Here is a 16,656-nt window from a genome sequence, read left to right on the forward strand (position 1 = left end):
AGAGCAGAACCTATCCTCCACGAGGGGAATTCTTCTACTAGCGTTCTACTACCAGTTCTCTATAGCACGGATTTTCGCCGGAGACACCTCACCCCAGTTCCTCCTCCCATCTAAGCTTGTAGGGAAAATTTCTTTTCTTGCTGTTCGGGAGTTCTACTCCTGAACCTGCCTGCCGGGGAGTTCCACTCCGCGGGGAGCCACGGGTAAAAGAAGGGGAGTGGAACTCCCCGGCAATAGGCTTCTGGAGTGGAACTCCGAAAGAACGGTTTGATTCTCTGGAATCTTTTGGAAATAAATAACCGTTCCTTTTTCCTACAAGATGAGCCTCCCACGGAGAGGGGAGCCCCGCTGATGCGTTTCTGGCCTGTTTTACTTAAAACAGGCCAGAAACGCAGGAACCAAAAGGTAGAGACCAGCCACTGCCTTGTCTCCGGCACGCATTGCTTTCTACGGTTAGTTTTCCCTGCGAGGGCAGACATCCTTCCCTCAGCGTTTAGGGGCTGGTTTCAGGAAAATGGGCTGGAAACGGCATTGGCGCAGACACTCGGAGGAGCTGCGCGCCCTACGAGGTCTTTGGAGCGAGCGGCACCAGGTAAGCAGGCCCCAAACGCGAAACCCGGGAGGTCTTCAAGGCCTCATAGGTTTAGAACCAATTGGCGCGAGACTTTAGTCTTGTACCTGGGGATGAAGCGATTCTCCAGACTCGCCGGGAACCACCAGCGCAGAATGGCGGAACAGCGGTTAGTAACTTTCCCCGAATCTCGTTTCGCTAAGTAGAAGCTGCGTTTTAGGCTTGTTTTCAGTAAAAGAGGGCATAAACAGGAAAGCCTCTTCTAAAAGTAGAAGAGGCTTTCCTGTTTACAAGTCACGGCTAATAAAGATTAGAAGAGCAGGAACTTGCGGTTGCGTTTGTTCAGGCTCTGCTGGTACATCTTGCCGTTAGGATTATCCTGGTCAATCAACCGTTTAGATTTCCGCTGTTTCGCTTTCCGGGTCTTCGCCTTACTCTTATAATCAGTAACGGCAAAGCGGCCTTTACCGGTATCATATTTAATGCCAGGCAAAGCCGCATTGGGCTTGGAGGTCATACCGCCGCTGGTTTTGGCAGAGGCTACGGCCTTTTGTTGGTCAAGAAGCATACTGCGATCCATGTTTCCAGCCGCCACTTGGCCTTTTTTTACGCCATCGGGGCCACGGCGGCTGGTTTTTTTCGCCTTTTGCGCCGTCACTTCAGACGCACTTGCCCCCAGCAGCAGGAGCGTCATGGCAAATGCAACGTATCTGAAAAAATTGATCATATAGAATTGATGCGGAGAGATGTAGGAATATGGGGTGTAACGCTAAACGCAGGTCTACTGTTCCAGAGATGGAAACTTAAATTTGAGTAAAATATTATACTTTCCTAAGCTTTTTCCCCTAAAAAGCAGAGGTGAAGAGTATTTTTAACGGGTGGGCGGTGAGAGGAACATTCTGTGTGGATTTCTTTATATTTGCGCCTCTTATTTTTGGAAAAACAGACGTTTAGAAAACAGAACATGGCCCAATACAATAACCTTCTGCTGGAGAACAAAGGCGGTATTTTGTTTATCACGGTAAATCGTCCTAACAAGATGAATGCCCTCAACATTGAGACGGTAAAGGAAATCAACAACGCCTTTCAGGAAGTGTATGATGATACAGAGGTGCGGGGAGTGATCCTGACGGGAAGCGGCGAGAAAGCGTTTGTGGCCGGGGCCGACATCTCTGAGATTGCCGAACTCAACGAGGTGAACGGCCGCCGTTTCGCGGAGCGGGGCCAGGAGGTGTTCTCCCTCATTGAGGAGTGCCCTAAGCCCGTGATTGCCGCCGTGAACGGGTTTGCGCTGGGCGGCGGTTGCGAACTGGCCATGGCCTGCCATATACGGGTAGCCAGCGAGAACGCGCGGTTCGGGCAGCCCGAGGTGAATCTGGGCATTATCCCCGGCTATGGCGGTACCCAGCGCCTGACCCAATTGGTAGGCAAAGGCAAAGCCATGGAACTGATGATGACCGGCGATATGATCTCGGCCGCCGAGGCCAAGGAGGTAGGATTGGTGAACCACGTGACTACGCTGGAAGACCTGAACGGCAAGTGCCTGGAGATTATGCAGAAGATTGTCGCCAAAGCCCCGCTGGCGGTTGGCATGATCGTGGACTGCGTGAATGCCTGGTATGACAAAGAGGAACACGGGTACCAGACTGAGGCCAACTCTTTCAGCCGCTGCTGCGGGTCAGAGGATTTCAAAGAAGGCACCTCGGCGTTCTTAGAGAAACGTAAGCCTGTCTTCAAAGGAGAATAATCTTTTTGGCCGCTTCCATTTGTTCCAATCACTCAGTTACTCCCGTTTTTAGGCTGTTTTGCATAAAACAGCCTAAAAACGGGAGTAACTGTAAACAGGCAGCTATGTTTCGTTTCTATTCTTATTTGACCATTATCACCTCCGCCTCTAGCCTAGTATGAGCCTTGCAAAGAAACTGGTAGGGCAAACCGCGGCGTACGGGCTCAGTAGCATTGTAGGCAGGGCCCTCAATTACCTGTTGGTACCCCTCTATACGGGTGTTTTTGAGCGCGAAGAATATGGGGTGGTGACCAAACTCTACGCCATTGTCGCTTTCCTAAACATTGTGTACACCTTCGGGATGGAGACGGCCTTCTTTAGGTTTGCCAACAAGCCAGGGGTAAACCGGCGGGAACTCTACCATAAGGTGCAGACGCTCATTATGGTCTCTAGCCTTCTTCTAACCGTAGTTATTGTCCTCTACGCCTCACCCATTGCGGCGGCCCTGGACTACCCCGGCAGGGAAAAATATATTATCTGGCTAGCCATCACCATGGCCGTAGATGCTGTCTCGGCCATTCCGTTCGCGCGCTTGCGGTTAGAGAATCAGGCAATTCGCTTTGCTGTTATTCGGCTTACCAATATCTTTCTGGTGATTGGGGGAAACTTGTTTTTCCTGATTTTCTGCCGACAGGTGTACGAAGGCAAATACCTGGCAGAGCTACGCCCAATAGTGGAGACTATTTACGACCCTGGCCTTGGGGTGGGCTATATCTTCCTGGTGAACATGGTGGCCAATTTGCTGTTTATTCCCCTGTTGTGGCGGGAGTTCTCAGATTTTCGGTTTAGGCTGAATCTTGGGGAGATGAAGCCGATGGTGGTGTACGCTTTCCCTATTTTAATAATGGGGCTTGCCGGTGCCACCAATGAGATGCTCTCCAGAATCATGCTGGAATACTGGCTGCCCGAAGGCTTTTACCCGGGGGTAACCACAGACCAAGCATTGGGAGTATTTGGGGCCACCTATAAACTGGCTATTATGATGAGCCTCATGATTCAGGCTTTCCGGTATTCGGCGGAGCCGTTTTTCTTTTCGCAGGCGCAGGATAAAAATTCCCCCAACACGTTTGCCGTGGTCATGCGGTGGTTTGTGATTGTGTGCGCCTTGGCCTACCTGGGCATCAGCGCAAACCTAGACATCTTTCAGTATTTCTTAGGGCAGGAAGAGTACCGCACAGGGTTGGAGATAGTGCCCGTCCTGCTGTTGGCCTATCTGTTCAACGGGGTGTATTACAACCTTACCGTCTGGTTTAAACTCACAGATAAAACGCATTACGGCACATACATCACCATCTTTGGGGCGGTTGTCACAGTGGTGGCTAATTACCTGCTTATTCCGGTATTGGGCTACATGGGCAGTGCCATTGCGGCCTTTCTCTGCTATTTTTCTATGTCTGTGGTGTGCTACGTGATTGGGCAGAAGTATTTTCCGGTGCCGTATCCGTTGAAAGCTATTTTTGGGTACTTGGTTCTGGCTTCTGGCCTTATCTGGCTGGCGTACGCGTGGGAGATGGAGAATTTCTGGCTTCGGCAGGTGTACCATCTGGGCTTGTGCGGGGTATTTCTGGCCGTGGTTTGGGTGGTGGAAAAACCCATGCAGCGGCAGGTAAAAGGATAATTTCCTATATTAGCTGTCTATGACGAGCACCCTTCCTGTTAAAATCATCAATCTGGGCAAGCACCCGCTGCCTGCCTATGCCACCGAGCATTCTGCCGGGTTAGACCTAAGAGCCAATTTAGAGGCACCGGTGGCCCTGAAGCCTTTGCAGCGTACGCTTATTCCCACGGGGCTTTCCATTGAACTACCCGAGGGACACGAGGCGCAGATAAGGCCCCGCAGCGGGCTGGCATTCAAGCACGGCATCTCCATTGTGAACAGCCCCGGCACCATTGACGCCGATTACCGCGGCGAGATCAAAGTGCTGCTGGTGAATCTCTCAGACACAGATTTCGTGGTGGAAGACGGCGAACGTATTGCGCAGATGGTCGTAGCTAAATATGAGCGCGTAACGTGGGAAACCGCAGAAGAACTGACGGAAACCCAACGCGGGGCCGGGGGGTACGGCAGTACCGGGAAACAATAAATTGACTATCTTCGGTTTTTACCCTATTTTAGGAAAAACAGCCTGAAAACGGGAAGAATGCATATCTAAAATGCAAGACAGCCGTAGGTAGGCCTTACTTAAGCAACCTTTATAAGACACACACACTATGAGAATCATTGTACCAATGGCCGGCATGGGCAAGCGTATGCGCCCGCACACCCTCACTGTTCCCAAACCCCTTATTCCTATCGCGGGCAAACCAATTGTACAGCGGTTGGTGGAAGATATTGCCAAGGTGTGCCAGGAACCTATTGAAGAAGTAGCCTTTATCATTGGTAACTTCGGGAAAGAAGTAGAGGCGCGCTTGCTCAAAATTGCCGAGTCTGTTGGTGCCGTAGGTTCCATCCATTACCAGGATAAGCCGCTGGGTACAGCCCACGCCATTCTGTGTGCTGAAAGTGCCTTAAAAGGCAATGTAGTGGTGGCTTTCGCCGATACCCTCTTCAAAGCAGACTTTAAACTAGATACTTCGGCCGAAGGCACCATCTGGGTGCAGAAAGTGGAAGACCCGCGTCCGTTTGGCGTGGTGAAACTGAATGAGCAGGGACAAATCACGGAGTTTGTGGAAAAACCACAGGACTTCGTGTCTGACCTGGCCATTATTGGTATCTATTACTTCAAAGACGGCGAGTACCTGCGCAGTGAGTTGCAGTACCTGCTGGACAATGACATCAAAGACAAAGGCGAGTACCAGATCACCAATGCGCTGGAGAACATGAAGAGCAAAGGCTCGGTGTTCATTCCCGGCCAAATCTCTGAGTGGCTGGACTGCGGAAACAAAGATTCTACCGTATTCACCAACCAGCGCTACCTGGAGTACATCAAAGACGAAGAAGGTTTGGTGTCTGCCAGCGCGCAAGTGAACAACAGCGTGATCATTCCGCCGGTATATTTGGGCGAAAACGTGGTGCTGAACAATTCAGTGGTAGGGCCGCACGTTTCCATTGGGAACAACACGCAGGTGTCGGGCTCCGTGATCAGTAACTCCATTGTGCAGGAAAGCAGCAAGGTAAGCCATGCGCACATAGCTAACTCAATGGTAGGGAATTACGTTGTATACGAAGGGGTGCCTTCAGACCTGAGCTTAGGCGATTACAATACCCTGCGTGGCTAGACCGGATTAATTTTATGTTGAAAAGAGGACTCACGATAGTGGCCGTTTTGTGCGGGTTGGTGGCAGCGGGAGAAAGAAGCTATGCCCAGTCTGAGCGCAAAAAAGAGAAACCCACGTCCCCCGAAACCACCGGGGAACCTTCTCTGACCTTAAGCCCGCAGGAGCAGCAGCTAAGTGAGTCCTATTTTGTGGAAGGCATGAAGTTTTTCGTGTTGGAAGAGTACCCCAAGGCGCTAGACCGGTTCCAACGGACTTACGCCATCAGCCCGAACAACGCCGCCGTCAACTATAAATTAGCCGAAACCAGTTTGTTGCTGGGCAACGTGCGGGGTGCCCTGCCCTTCGCGAAAGCGGCGCTGGAACTAGAGCCCAAAAACAGGTATTACCATCTGCTACTGGCCCAGATCTATACCAACCAGCAGGAGTATGATGAGGCTATCAAAGTCTATGCCCGCCTAACCCAAGAACTGCCCAACACCGAACAGTACCTCTTTAACCTGACGGATCTCTATCTCTCCAAAAACCGTTTAGACGACGCTTTGCGGACGTTAGGCCAGATTGAAGAGAAGTACGGGCTCATTGAAGAGATTTCCTTTAAAAAGCAGCAGATTTACCTCAAGCAGAACAACCTGGTAAAAGCCCTGCAAGAAGGGGAAAACCTGATTTCCTCTAAACCAGAAGAAGTACGCTATTTATTGGCCCAGGCCGAGATTCTGGCCGCCAACAAGAAGTTTGCCGATGCCATAACCGTCACCCAGAAAGCCTTACGGGTAGCCCCAGACAATGCCTACGGCCGACTTATGCTCGCGGATCTTCTGCAACAGCAAGGCAAAACCGCTGAGGCCGATGCCCAACTGGAACTCGCCTTCGGGAACCCTAGCCTGGACATTGATTCCAAGGTGAAGATCCTGGTGGACTACATCCGGCGGTTACCCAATGAGAAAGTGGCGGCGCAAGCCATCAAATTAGCCGAACTGACCACCAAAGCGCACCCGCGCGAAGCCAAGGCCTTCGCCGTAGCCGGCGATATCTTTGTGAATGCCGGGCGTAAGTTGCCGGCGCGTGACCATTACGTGAAAGCAGTCGCTTTAGACCCCGGGCATTACAAAATCTGGCAACAGATAGTGTTACTGGACGGCGAGATGAACCAGAACGACTCCCTCATTGCCCATTCTGAACGGGCACTGGAGTTTTTCCCTAACCAGCCTATGTTCTGGTTCTACAACGGCACGGCGCACCTCATCAACAAAAACTACCCCAAAGCTACCAAGTCATTGGAGTATGGCCGTCGGCTGGCCGGGAATAACAGGGAGCTACAATTACAGTTCAATCTCCAATTAGGCGATGCCTATCATTCACAGGAGCAGTATGCACTGTCTGACCAGGCGTATGAGGCTGCCTTAGCCATAGAGCCTACCAACCCCCATGCCTTAAACAATTACAGTTATTTCCTGTCTATAAGAGGGCAGAACCTGGCCAAAGCGAAAGCCATGGCGGGCACCCTGGTCGCGCAGTTTCCAGATAATCCTACGTACTTAGATACGTACGCGTGGGTCTTGTACAAACTGAAAGAATACCAGGAGGCAAAGCGGTTACTGGAGAAAGCGGTAGCGGCTTCTTCAGACGCCACCATTATTGAACACTACGGCGATGTACTCTACCAACTGGGGCAGCGCGACTTGGCCCTCAAACAATGGGTACGGGCGAACCAGGTAGGCGGTGCCTCAGAGGGCATCAGCAAAAAGATCAAAGACAAGAAACTATATGAATAGTAAGAGTTATATCTACGCATTTGGGTTAAGTTTGCTGGTGTTGGTAGGTTGTCAGAAGAAGGCGGTACCCGTTGCCTCTGGAACCGTGGCCCCGGAAAACATTAACAAAGTAAGCGTTGTCAACACAGATTACACGTACTTCTCGGCCAAAGGAAGAGTACAGAGTGAAAGCAGCAAGATAAGTGCGAACCTCACCCTGCGCATGAAGAAAAACGAAGTCATCTGGGCTTCGGTGCAGGCCCTGGGCTTTGAGGCGGCCCGTCTGAAAGTAACCCCAGACTCAGTATATGTGGTGAACAGGCTCAAAGATGAATTCTTTGCCGGTTCGTATGACATGCTGCGGCAGCGCTACAACGTAGACGTGGATTTCAATACCCTGCAGGAAATCTTGATCGGGAATTTTGTGCCCAGTGACTCTAAGCGGGAAAAGCTGGCGCAGGAAGGCCCAGTGCAGCATTTGCGTACCCTGCGCACGAATCTACAGATAGACCAATTTGTGGACACCACCCGCTACAAACTAAAACGTACCGAGGTTCGGAACCTACAGACCAAAGATTTCATGACCGTAGATTACCAGGATTTTGAAGATCTGAACGGGAAGCCTTTTGCCATGGCCCTCCTGCTTTCCATTCAGCAACCGGAGGGAAACGCCTCTAAAACAACGGTGGTGGCCGTGAAGCACCGGCAGGTTTCCACGTCTGAAACTTCCCTGGATTTCCCTTTTTCCGTACCTTCGAACTATGAACGAAAATAGGGCGGGGCTACTTTATCTTTTATTATTCTTTTTCTTGATTGGGTGTCATTCTGCGGAGGCGCAGCAGAAAAGGACAACCCGTACCCCCTCCAAAACAGCCGCCAAAAAAGCACCGGTCAAAAGCAAAGCGCAGCTGGAGCGCGAAAAAAACGCGAACCTGAAACGTATTCAGGAGGCTAACCGCATTCTGCAGCAGACCGCCCAGAAAAAGCAGGCTTCCCTGGGGCAGCTCAACGTGATCAAAGAAAAGATTACGGTGCAGAAAGGGGTGATCACCAACATTTCCTCAGAAATCAGCTACCTTAACCGTGACTTGCGCACCACTGAGCAAAAAGTGGCCGATGCCCAGGCAGATCTGCAGCGGCTTAAGAAAGAATATTCGCGCCTTATTTACGCAGCCTCCAAAACGGCCAACAGCTACAACAAACTCATGTTCCTGTTTGCCTCAGATTCTTTCAACCAGATGATGCGGCGCATGAGTTACCTGCGCCAGTACACCGAGGCCCGTAAAAAGCAGGCCGCCGCCATAGAGGAAGTGCAGCAGAACCTCAACCAGCAACTCAACACCCTTACTTCGCAGAAAAAACAAAAGAGAAGTCTCTTGACCGTACAGCTGAACGAGAACAAGAACCTGCTCTCTATGCATGACCAGCAAGACCAAGTGATTCAGCAACTCAGTAAGCAGGAACAATCGTTGAAGCAGGAACTGGAGCAACGCCAAAAAGCCGTTCAGCAATTAGACAGGTTGATTGCCGCCAGGGTTCGGGAGGAAATTGCCCGGGCCGCCGCTGCCGCCAAGGCGAAAGCTGCCCGTGAAGCCGCCGCCGCCGCGGCCAAAGCCGGAAAGCCCGCTGGCACAGGCACCAACCCCGGCGCGGCCACCAATACCAAGGCTACCGTTTCCCGCACCGACCGGGTGACCCTTACCCCCGAAGCCGCCGTCCTGTCCTCTAACTTCGCGGGGAACAAAGGCCGTTTCTCCTGGCCGGTAGAACGCGGGTTTATCTCGCAGCGGTTCGGACGGCAGGCCCATCCGGTACTCAAGGGGGTGGTGGTAGAGAACCGGGGCATTGATATTCAGACCGGAGCCAATGAACGGGTGAGATCCATCTTCGGGGGGAAAGTATTGACGGTGCAGACCATCCCGGGCATGAACAATATTGTGATGGTGCAGCACGGCGAGTACTTTACCGTCTACGCCAAACTCCGCACCGTGACGGTGACCGAAGGACAGGAAATCAGCGCCAAACAGACCATTGGTACCGTGTACACAGATGCCGAGGGAACCTCTGAGCTTCAGTTCCAAATCTGGAAAAACCAATCCAACCTAAATCCGCAAGGCTGGCTCATGCCGAAATAAAAATTCCTGTTTTGCGCCTGTTTTTCCAGAAACAGGCGCAAAACACCTTTGAGGGCAGGGGCCCCTTGTGCTTGCCCTTGATTTCCAGATGGCTAGTCTCAAACAGGAATTCCTGTTTTAAGGCTTTTTTGCCGAAAACAGGTTAGAAAACAAAGGGGTAGAGAACTGCGGTTCTCTACCCCTTTGTTTTGAATGGGAAGTTGATAGCGTTGAAAGGCGGTTATAGGTTTCAGCTTGTGGTTTCCGGCGAGTCTGGAGACTCGCTTCATCCTTTGTCCCGAGACTAAAGTCTCGCGCCAGCCAGCAAGTATTTGCAGCAGCTAGTTTGTAAATAGGAGGACAAATAAAACATGCCTTTTGTCATCCTGGAAGGATCTTGTGGGCAAGCTAGAAAAGCACTAATGAAACAAATTTGCCGTTCACGGCCAAGATCCTTTCAGGATGACAGGGAAAAAGAAGTAGTGCTTATTCCTGACCTTGTACTTCGGTTCGATTTCCAGTTACTCCTTTTAAACCTGTTTTCTAAAAAACAGCCCTAAAACGGAAGCGAAGGTCAACGTTTGTAAATAAGGAAAACCGCAGGTTGTTTGTGAAGGTCAGGTACGTTGCCTTTCCAGTCCGCCACCCGCAGGGTTTTGATGAATTCATTGGAGCCCGTGATGTTGGCGGCAATGCACAGCTTGGTGTCTTTGCTTAAGTGCAGCAGCAAATCGTCTATCATCTGTTTGTTGCGGTAAGGTGTTTCCATGAAGATCTGGGTCTGGTCTTTCTGCGCCATTTCTTTCTCCAACCCCTTCAAGGCCTGAATACGGTCACGTTTCTCAATGGGCAGATAGCCGTGAAACGCAAACGACTGACCGTTGAATCCCGAGGCCATCAACCCCATCAGAATAGCCGAAGGGCCTACCAACGGCACTACTTTCACGCCGTGCTGGTGCGCCAGACGCGCCAACTCCGCCCCCGGGTCTGCCACGCCCGGGCAACCGGCCTCTGAAATTACCCCGGCATCTTGTCCGGCAAGCAAAGGCTTTAAGGCAGCGGTTAATTCGGCATCAGAGGAATTCTTATCAATAACCGTAATCTGTAGTTCTTCTATGGTTTGGCTGGGTGCAATGGATTTGATGTAGCGACGGGCGGTGCGGGCATTCTCCACCAGAAAACAGGTGAGCTCCGCCGTTACCTCGGCCACCTGCCGGCAAATGACATCTGCCGCTGTGTCCTCGGCCAAAACAGTGGGAATTAAGAAGAGAGTGCCTTTGGCGGGTGTGCTCATGTTTCTTTGGTGTTTTATCTAAAAGGGGTTCAAAACAGGAGAAGCAGCTTTTCTCTCTTTTGTCATCCTGATTATCTCCCTGCTGTCATCCTGGAAGGATCTTGTGGGCGAACTAGATAGACTTGGGCTTAAGCGCTACAATCGTTCGGGGCCTAGGTTCGTTAGAATGATAGAATTTTAACTGAATTGCCAGAGATTCAAATAGATATTGGTTCAGAATAGGAGTAACTATCCCTGCAGAAACTCCATGGTTAACCCATAGAATTCCTGCGGTTGTTCGGCGTGAAGCCAATGACCGGCGTTCTCAATGGTTTCTATGCGGGCATTGGGGAAGAGTTTCTGAATCTGCGGTAAGTCCTGCTCTGGTTTAATGTAGCGCGAGTTGCCGCCGCGCAGAAACAGCGTGGGGTTGGTAAAAGGCGTGTCTGAGTCAATGTTACTCAGTACTTGAGGCAGGTTTGCTTCAATGGCATCCAGGTTTAGGCGCCAGCCAAAGCTGTTGTCTTCTTTGCGGTACAGGTTTTTGAGCAGGAACTGGCGGGTACCGTAATCATTTACATTCACGGCCAGTTGGTCATCGGCTTCCTGCCGGTTTTTAACCGAAGCGAGGTCAATGGAGCGGAAACCAGCCAGAATATCATCGTGGTGCGGGGGGTAGTACTTAGGAGCTATGTCAGCGACCAGCAGTTTGGAGAGCTTATCCGGGTTTTGCAGGGCGAAGTTCATGGCTACCTTGCCACCCATGGAATGACCAATAATCATGGGGTTCTGCAGTTGGTGCTGCTGAATGAACTCCAGCAGGTCATCTGACATGAGCTGGTAACTGAACTCAGGAGAATGCGGCGAGCGGCCGTGGTTGCGCAGGTCAATCAGGTACACCTGGTAGGTTTTGGAGAACTCGCGGCCCAGGGTCTGCCAATTGTCCAGCGTGCCGAAGAGACCGTGTAAGATAAGGAGGGGCTGGCCTTCGCCTAAGAGCTTATAATTTAATTCCATGGTCTGGAGGGGTTTCGTAAGAGATGCGTTTTAGGTCTGTTTTACAGAAAACAGACCCATTTCGTTTTGGTTTGGTACGGCACGCGGGGCCAAAGGGCTTTCAGTTGCTCTAAATCTATCAGCAAAGAGGTGATTTTAAGCTGTTCTCCGTTGGTGAGCGAAAGCGTGAGGTACTGGTAAGAACTCCAGAAGAAGCGTTTAGACAGGCTGCGGGTGTGCGTGATTTCCCTAATGTGCTGCGGGTTGAGCAGATACTTGCCGCCGGGTTGCAGGAGTAACGCGCTTTTGGTCTCTTTTTCCAATTCCAGGGCATTTTCCCGCTCATAGCGCCAGTACTGAAAATGCACCAGCAACGTGGGCAAAGCGAACAGAAACAGCACCGTGCCCAAACCAATCGCAATGCCTTTTTCCAACGGCGTATCATTCTGTTCCCGCAGCAGCATGCCCAGCATGGTACCGCCCAACCAGAAACTGAGCAACGACCAGAACACCATCTTGAACTGGCGCATGGGCGAGAGAAAGAACACCCGCTGCTGTTTCCTGAACAACCAGGCAAAGAACCGCACGCCGTACTGCGCCGCTATGACTAAGGCGGCTATTTTGAGCAACACGCCTAGCATAGCAGCCGGGTTTTAGGGCTGTTTTTTAGAAAATGAACCGAAAAAAGGAAATATCGCATTAGTAGTTGAGTTGGCGCAAGTAAAGCTGGATGGTGTTCTCCAAACCGTAATACAGCGCGTCACAAATGAGGGCGTGGCCAATGGAAACTTCAGCCAGGTTAGGCAGTTGCTCTCTGAGGTAGCGCAGATTGTCCAGATCCAGGTCATGGCCGGCGTTCAGGCCTAAGCCGCAAGTTTGGGCCACGCGGGCCGCCTCGGCGTAGGGTTTTACGGCCGCTTCGCGGTTGGTTAGGTAGTCGTGGGCGTAGGCTTCGGTGTAAAGTTCAATGCGATCAGTGCCCGTTTCGGCGGCGCCTTCCACCTGCGCGGTAATGGGGTCTACGAAGATGGACGTCCGGATGCCGTGGGCTTTGAACTTGGCAATCACGTCTACCAGAAAGTCTTTGTGTTTAAGCGTGTCCCAACCGGCGTTAGAAGTGATGGCGTCGGGCGCATCGGGTACCAGGGTCACCTGTTCGGGCTTTACGGCTAAGACCAGTTTGATGAAATCTGGGGTAGGGTTGCCCTCAATGTTGAACTCGGTAGTCACCACGGCCTTCAGGTCGTATACATCCTGAAACCGGATGTGCCGCTCGTCGGGCCGCGGGTGCACCGTGATGCCCTGTGCCCCGAACCGTTCGCAGTCCAGCGCGGTTTGCACTACATTTGGCCGGTTGCCGCCGCGGGCGTTCCGTAACGTGGCTATTTTATTTATATTTACGCTCAGTTTCGTCATGGTTCTTTTGCGTTAACGTTCTTCGGGATGAATGGAACAAAGATAAAAGAAACTTGATGTCACTTTCCTAAATGATTTCTGACCCGGGTGCCGTGGCACCTTTACTAAATAAACTATGAGCCTGAAAGAAAAAGTTGAAGCCGGCATTAAACAAGCCATGTTGGCTAAAGATAAAGTGCGTCTGCAAGCCCTGCGCGCCATCAAGTCCCAGATTCTGTTAGCCGAAACCGAGAAAGGCGGCGTGCAGGCCTTAACTCCAGACACTGAGCTGAAACTGCTGACCAAAGCCGCCAAACAACGCCGCGAATCGGCGGAGGTGTACCGCACCCAGTCCCGTACCGACCTGGAGGAAATTGAACTAGCCGAACTGGCGATCATTGAGGAATTCCTGCCCCAGCAACTGGACGAAGGCGATTTACGCGAGCGTCTGCTGGAAATCATCCAGCGCGTGGGTGCCTTGGGGCCTTCAGACATGGGCAAAGTAATGGGCGTGGCCTCCCGTGAACTAGCGGGCCAAGCCGACGGCCGGGCCATTTCCAACGCGGTAAACGCCTTGTTGAACAACACCAACGCCTAATTCCCAGGGGTGAGTACCTTCGACCTTTTCCTGCTTCTGCCGGTGGCGTACGGCGCTTTCAAGGGTTTCTTCAAAGGCCTAGTGCTGGAGATTGCCTCTTTGGCGACGCTCGTCATCTTGACCGTCTTCGGAATGAAAATAGTAGGGCTGGTGACGCCGCCCATCCATGAGTGGCTGGGTGACAAAGCCGGTTTTCTGCCGTTTCTTCCGTACCTGCTGGTTTTTACCGGCATCGGCTTTGCCGTAAGGGCGGTGGGCAGAATGGTCAAGAAAGGTGTACATTTAACCCCGCTGGGCATGATGGACAACGTGGTAGGAGCCGGGCTGGGCGGCGCCAAATGGGCGTTTGCCATTTGCCTGCTGGTGTACTTCGCCAACGCCACGGGCTTGGACGTGGCCCTGCAAACCGTGCGTGAGTCTGACGTGTACCCGTATTACCTGGATGCCGCGCCCAACGCTTGGGCTTTGGTGCAATGGATAATCCCCTTCGGGCGCGAGGCGCTGGAGTCATTTGGGTAAAATCCGCAACTGTCCGTTTTGAGGCTATTTTTACCAAAACAGCCTCAAAACGGGAGTAAGTCCTGCAAAACCGCAGTTGCTGGTCACCGTCAAGTTTCCATGTTTCTGTTTTAGGCCTGTTTTTGGAAAAACAAGCCTAAAACAGAAACATCTTGTTCGCCTTTGCTGGGTGTTTTCAACGGCTAGCCGAAAGGCTTCTGCGGATGGAGGCGTGGCTGGCTTCTCTCTTCTTCCTCTTTACTAAACAGGTTCCTGTTTTAAGCTTGTATTGCCAAAAACAGGCCCAAAACAGGAATATCTTTTTTCGCTTGGTTGCGTTTTCTTCTCTGTGCTGCTGCTTTTAGACAACTTTGATTCCTTTACCTACAACCTCTTTGACTATTTCCGCCAGTTGGGCGTAGAGGTGGAAGTACGCCGGAATGATGTGCCGCTGGAACAACTCAAAGCCTTGCCGCTAGAGGGAATTGTCTTGTCGCCGGGGCCGGGCACGCCCGAACGGGCCGGGGTCATGCCCGCCGTCATTGACTATTACCATGACCGCTTGCCTATGCTGGGTATCTGTCTGGGGCACCAGGCGTTAGGTCAGTTCTTCGGGGCCAAGGTGGTGAAAGGCCTGCGGCCAATGCACGGGAAAATCTCGGAGATTGAGTGTGTACCTGATCCCATTTTTGCGGGGCTTCCCGCCAGTATACCGGTAGTGCGCTACCATTCACTGGTGGTACAGGAATCTCCAGCAGATTTGGTACCGCTGGCGCAAACCTCTGAGGGGGAACTCATGGCGTTCAGGCACGCCCATTTGCCCTTATACGCGTTGCAGTTTCACCCAGAGGCGGCGCTTACCCCGCACGGACTGGAAATACTCAGAAATTGGGTGAATATTGCTAATATTACATCTTTAGAATAGATTATACTTACTATCAATACAAGCGATTTTCTCACATGAATTTGGAAATCAAGAAGGAAGGCGGGTTTGAGTACATAGATGAGGGCGAAGGCGAAGTGCTGTTGCTCCTGCATGGTCTGTTTGGGGCGCTGAGTAACTGGCAGGGGGTGGTCTCCTATTTCCACAAAAACTTTCGCGTGGTCATTCCGCTTATGCCGCTGTACGAAATGCCCTTGCCTCAGGCCAGTGTGCCGGGCTTGGTAGAATTTGTGGAAGACTTTGTGGCCCATAAAAACTTAGCTGACCTAACGCTGCTGGGAAATTCCCTGGGTGGGCACGTGGCGCTGGAGTTCGCCTTGAAACGACCTGAGTACGTGAAGCGGTTAGTCCTGACCGGTAGCTCGGGGTTGTTTGAAGATTCCATGGGCGGTTCTTTCCCCAAGCGCGGCAGCTACAGTTTTGTGAAAGAACGCATAGAATACACCTTTTATGACCCAGCTGTGGCTACCAAAGACCTGGTAGACGAAGTGTTTGAGATCACCAACAGCAACCCCAAAGCCCTCCGGATTATCTACATCGCCAAATCTGCGCAGCGGAATAACCTGAGCAAAGAGCTAGGCAGAATCAAAGCACCCACGCTATTGATCTGGGGCTTGAATGACACCATTACGCCGCCTGTGGTGGCCCATGAGTTCAACAGATTGATCCAGAATTCAGAGTTACGGTTCATAGATCACTGCTGCCACGCCCCCATGATGGAACATCCAACCGCCTTTAACAGTATCTTAGAAGAATTCCTGTTAAAGAACGCTTCGTATGATAGCTGAAGAACTGATAAACCAGATGGTTCCGCCCCTTAGACCCTCAGACACCGGCGAGAAAGCCGTGCGTTGGATGGATGAGTTCCGGCTGAACCAACTGCCCGTGGTCAAGAACCGAAAATACTTAGGTTTGGTCACCGAAGAGAACGTCATGGAGGCTAAGAACCCCGAGATGGTCTTAGCGGACATTCCTTTTGATTTTGAGCACGTGCACGTGCAGCAAAACCAACACTTCTACAACGTGATGGAACTGGCTATCAAAAACAAAGTGCAGGTGGTGCCTGTGCTGGATGACTTGCAGGAGTATTTGGGCGTAATTACGGTAAATGACACCATTTCGGCATTCGGTCAGATGTCGGCCATCCAAGGCCAGGGCGGAATTCTGGTGCTGTGCATGGCCGAGCGTGATTATTCGCTTAGTGAAATCAGCCGGTTGGTAGAGTCAAACAACGCCAAAATCCTGAGCGCCAATGTGTCACCAGATGAAGCCGATATCTTCCGGATAAAGCTGACCCTGAAAATAAATACCGGCGACCTTACCCGCATCATTGCTACCTTGGAACGGTTTGGCTATAAGATAACGGCTCAGTTTCAGGATACTTCCAGCGCGCCAGAAGACCAGGATAGATTAGATATGCTTTTACGCTACTTAAATATTTAACTTTCCTATAGTAGCCAAGGCACTATATTTGTGCTTTCCGTAAATTTATTGCAATCCCTTTGCCTCATC

Annotated in this window: 17 protein-coding genes; 12 read left to right on the top strand and 5 right to left on the bottom strand. The window is 51.5% G+C overall.

What is annotated here, in order from left to right; genetic code table 11:
* Positions 1 to 881: 881 nt before the first annotated feature.
* Positions 882 to 1,298, bottom strand: a complete 417-nt coding sequence (locus HHO50_RS05640) for a hypothetical protein (protein ID WP_181305018.1) — start codon at positions 1,296 to 1,298, stop codon at positions 882 to 884.
* A 237-nt stretch (positions 1,299 to 1,535) separates the two neighbouring features.
* On the opposite strand from HHO50_RS05640, the gene HHO50_RS05645 reads away from it, so the two are divergent.
* From HHO50_RS05645 to HHO50_RS05675, 7 genes are all read left to right on the top strand, one after another.
* Complete coding sequence (locus HHO50_RS05645) at positions 1,536 to 2,318, top strand: enoyl-CoA hydratase/isomerase family protein (protein ID WP_181305019.1); 783 nt, start codon at positions 1,536 to 1,538, stop codon at positions 2,316 to 2,318.
* 157 nt (positions 2,319 to 2,475) lie between these two features.
* Positions 2,476 to 3,975 (top strand): lipopolysaccharide biosynthesis protein, encoded by a 1,500-nt coding sequence (locus HHO50_RS05650; RefSeq protein WP_181305020.1) that lies wholly within the window; start codon positions 2,476 to 2,478, stop codon positions 3,973 to 3,975.
* A 19-nt stretch (positions 3,976 to 3,994) separates the two neighbouring features.
* Positions 3,995 to 4,441 carry a dUTP diphosphatase gene (gene dut / locus HHO50_RS05655; RefSeq protein ID WP_181305021.1) on the top strand — a complete coding sequence of 149 codons (447 nt, stop codon included), beginning with the start codon at positions 3,995 to 3,997 and terminating at the stop codon, positions 4,439 to 4,441.
* A 127-nt stretch (positions 4,442 to 4,568) separates the two neighbouring features.
* Positions 4,569 to 5,576 carry a sugar phosphate nucleotidyltransferase gene (locus tag HHO50_RS05660; RefSeq protein WP_181305022.1) on the top strand — a complete coding sequence of 336 codons (1,008 nt, stop codon included), beginning with the start codon at positions 4,569 to 4,571 and terminating at the stop codon, positions 5,574 to 5,576.
* Between the two features lie 14 nt (positions 5,577 to 5,590).
* Positions 5,591 to 7,348 (top strand): tetratricopeptide repeat protein, encoded by a 1,758-nt coding sequence (locus tag HHO50_RS05665; protein ID WP_255478612.1) that lies wholly within the window; start codon positions 5,591 to 5,593, stop codon positions 7,346 to 7,348.
* A complete protein-coding gene (locus HHO50_RS05670) occupies positions 7,341 to 8,102 on the top strand; it encodes a DUF4292 domain-containing protein (protein ID WP_181305023.1) in 762 nt (253 codons plus the stop codon). The genes HHO50_RS05665 and HHO50_RS05670 overlap by 8 nt, the downstream gene beginning before the upstream one ends.
* Positions 8,089 to 9,462 carry a murein hydrolase activator EnvC gene (locus HHO50_RS05675; protein WP_181305024.1) on the top strand — a complete coding sequence of 458 codons (1,374 nt, stop codon included), beginning with the start codon at positions 8,089 to 8,091 and terminating at the stop codon, positions 9,460 to 9,462. The genes HHO50_RS05670 and HHO50_RS05675 overlap by 14 nt, the downstream gene beginning before the upstream one ends.
* A 553-nt stretch (positions 9,463 to 10,015) precedes the next feature.
* Here the strand turns inward: HHO50_RS05675 and HHO50_RS05680 are convergent.
* The 4 genes from HHO50_RS05680 to HHO50_RS05695 all read right to left on the bottom strand — a co-directional run bounded on the left by HHO50_RS05680 (position 10,016) and on the right by HHO50_RS05695 (position 13,126).
* On the bottom strand, positions 10,016 to 10,735 hold the full coding sequence (locus HHO50_RS05680; protein ID WP_181305025.1) for an SAM-dependent methyltransferase: 720 nt from the start codon (positions 10,733 to 10,735) through the stop codon (positions 10,016 to 10,018).
* A 228-nt stretch (positions 10,736 to 10,963) separates the two neighbouring features.
* On the bottom strand, positions 10,964 to 11,731 hold the full coding sequence (locus HHO50_RS05685) for an alpha/beta fold hydrolase (protein ID WP_181305026.1): 768 nt from the start codon (positions 11,729 to 11,731) through the stop codon (positions 10,964 to 10,966).
* 41 nt (positions 11,732 to 11,772) lie between these two features.
* A complete protein-coding gene (locus HHO50_RS05690) occupies positions 11,773 to 12,351 on the bottom strand; it encodes a hypothetical protein (RefSeq protein WP_181305027.1) in 579 nt (192 codons plus the stop codon).
* Between the two features lie 58 nt (positions 12,352 to 12,409).
* The gene (locus HHO50_RS05695) at positions 12,410 to 13,126 is read right to left on the bottom strand and encodes a pyridoxine 5'-phosphate synthase (RefSeq protein ID WP_181305028.1); all 717 of its coding nucleotides are present in this window, start codon (positions 13,124 to 13,126) and stop codon (positions 12,410 to 12,412) included.
* A 115-nt stretch (positions 13,127 to 13,241) separates the two neighbouring features.
* On the opposite strand from HHO50_RS05695, the gene HHO50_RS05700 reads away from it, so the two are divergent.
* From HHO50_RS05700 to HHO50_RS05720, 5 genes are all read left to right on the top strand, one after another.
* Entirely contained in the window at positions 13,242 to 13,703 is a 462-nt protein-coding gene (locus tag HHO50_RS05700; RefSeq protein ID WP_181305029.1) for a GatB/YqeY domain-containing protein, read from the top strand.
* Positions 13,704 to 13,712: 9 nt separating this feature from the next.
* On the top strand, positions 13,713 to 14,222 hold the full coding sequence (locus tag HHO50_RS05705) for a CvpA family protein (RefSeq protein ID WP_181305030.1): 510 nt from the start codon (positions 13,713 to 13,715) through the stop codon (positions 14,220 to 14,222).
* A gap of 328 nt (positions 14,223 to 14,550) precedes the next feature.
* On the top strand, positions 14,551 to 15,126 hold the full coding sequence (locus HHO50_RS05710; protein WP_181305031.1) for an aminodeoxychorismate/anthranilate synthase component II: 576 nt from the start codon (positions 14,551 to 14,553) through the stop codon (positions 15,124 to 15,126).
* 35 nt (positions 15,127 to 15,161) lie between these two features.
* Positions 15,162 to 15,932, top strand: coding sequence for an alpha/beta fold hydrolase (locus tag HHO50_RS05715; RefSeq protein ID WP_181305032.1), 771 nt, complete (start codon positions 15,162 to 15,164; stop codon positions 15,930 to 15,932).
* Positions 15,922 to 16,587, top strand: a complete 666-nt coding sequence (locus HHO50_RS05720; protein ID WP_181305033.1) for a CBS domain-containing protein — start codon at positions 15,922 to 15,924, stop codon at positions 16,585 to 16,587. Before HHO50_RS05715 ends, HHO50_RS05720 begins: the two co-directional genes overlap by 11 nt.
* Positions 16,588 to 16,656: the final 69 nt, after the last annotated feature.

The organism is Rufibacter sp. XAAS-G3-1, from assembly GCF_013623775.1.
Classification (GTDB): Bacteria; Bacteroidota; Bacteroidia; order Cytophagales; family Hymenobacteraceae; genus Nibribacter.

Coding starts and splice junctions, on each gene's coding strand:
- HHO50_RS05640 (WP_181305018.1), bottom strand. CDS start 1,298: ATGATCAATTTTTTCAGATACGTTGCATTTGCCATGACGCTCCTGCTG.
- HHO50_RS05645 (WP_181305019.1), top strand. CDS start 1,536: ATGGCCCAATACAATAACCTTCTGCTGGAGAACAAAGGCGGTATTTTG.
- HHO50_RS05650 (WP_181305020.1), top strand. CDS start 2,476: ATGAGCCTTGCAAAGAAACTGGTAGGGCAAACCGCGGCGTACGGGCTC.
- dut (WP_181305021.1), top strand. CDS start 3,995: ATGACGAGCACCCTTCCTGTTAAAATCATCAATCTGGGCAAGCACCCG.
- HHO50_RS05660 (WP_181305022.1), top strand. CDS start 4,569: ATGAGAATCATTGTACCAATGGCCGGCATGGGCAAGCGTATGCGCCCG.
- HHO50_RS05665 (WP_255478612.1), top strand. CDS start 5,591: ATGTTGAAAAGAGGACTCACGATAGTGGCCGTTTTGTGCGGGTTGGTG.
- HHO50_RS05670 (WP_181305023.1), top strand. CDS start 7,341: ATGAATAGTAAGAGTTATATCTACGCATTTGGGTTAAGTTTGCTGGTG.
- HHO50_RS05675 (WP_181305024.1), top strand. CDS start 8,089: ATGAACGAAAATAGGGCGGGGCTACTTTATCTTTTATTATTCTTTTTC.
- HHO50_RS05680 (WP_181305025.1), bottom strand. CDS start 10,735: ATGAGCACACCCGCCAAAGGCACTCTCTTCTTAATTCCCACTGTTTTG.
- HHO50_RS05685 (WP_181305026.1), bottom strand. CDS start 11,731: ATGGAATTAAATTATAAGCTCTTAGGCGAAGGCCAGCCCCTCCTTATC.
- HHO50_RS05690 (WP_181305027.1), bottom strand. CDS start 12,351: ATGCTAGGCGTGTTGCTCAAAATAGCCGCCTTAGTCATAGCGGCGCAG.
- HHO50_RS05695 (WP_181305028.1), bottom strand. CDS start 13,126: ATGACGAAACTGAGCGTAAATATAAATAAAATAGCCACGTTACGGAAC.
- HHO50_RS05700 (WP_181305029.1), top strand. CDS start 13,242: ATGAGCCTGAAAGAAAAAGTTGAAGCCGGCATTAAACAAGCCATGTTG.
- HHO50_RS05715 (WP_181305032.1), top strand. CDS start 15,162: ATGAATTTGGAAATCAAGAAGGAAGGCGGGTTTGAGTACATAGATGAG.
- HHO50_RS05720 (WP_181305033.1), top strand. CDS start 15,922: ATGATAGCTGAAGAACTGATAAACCAGATGGTTCCGCCCCTTAGACCC.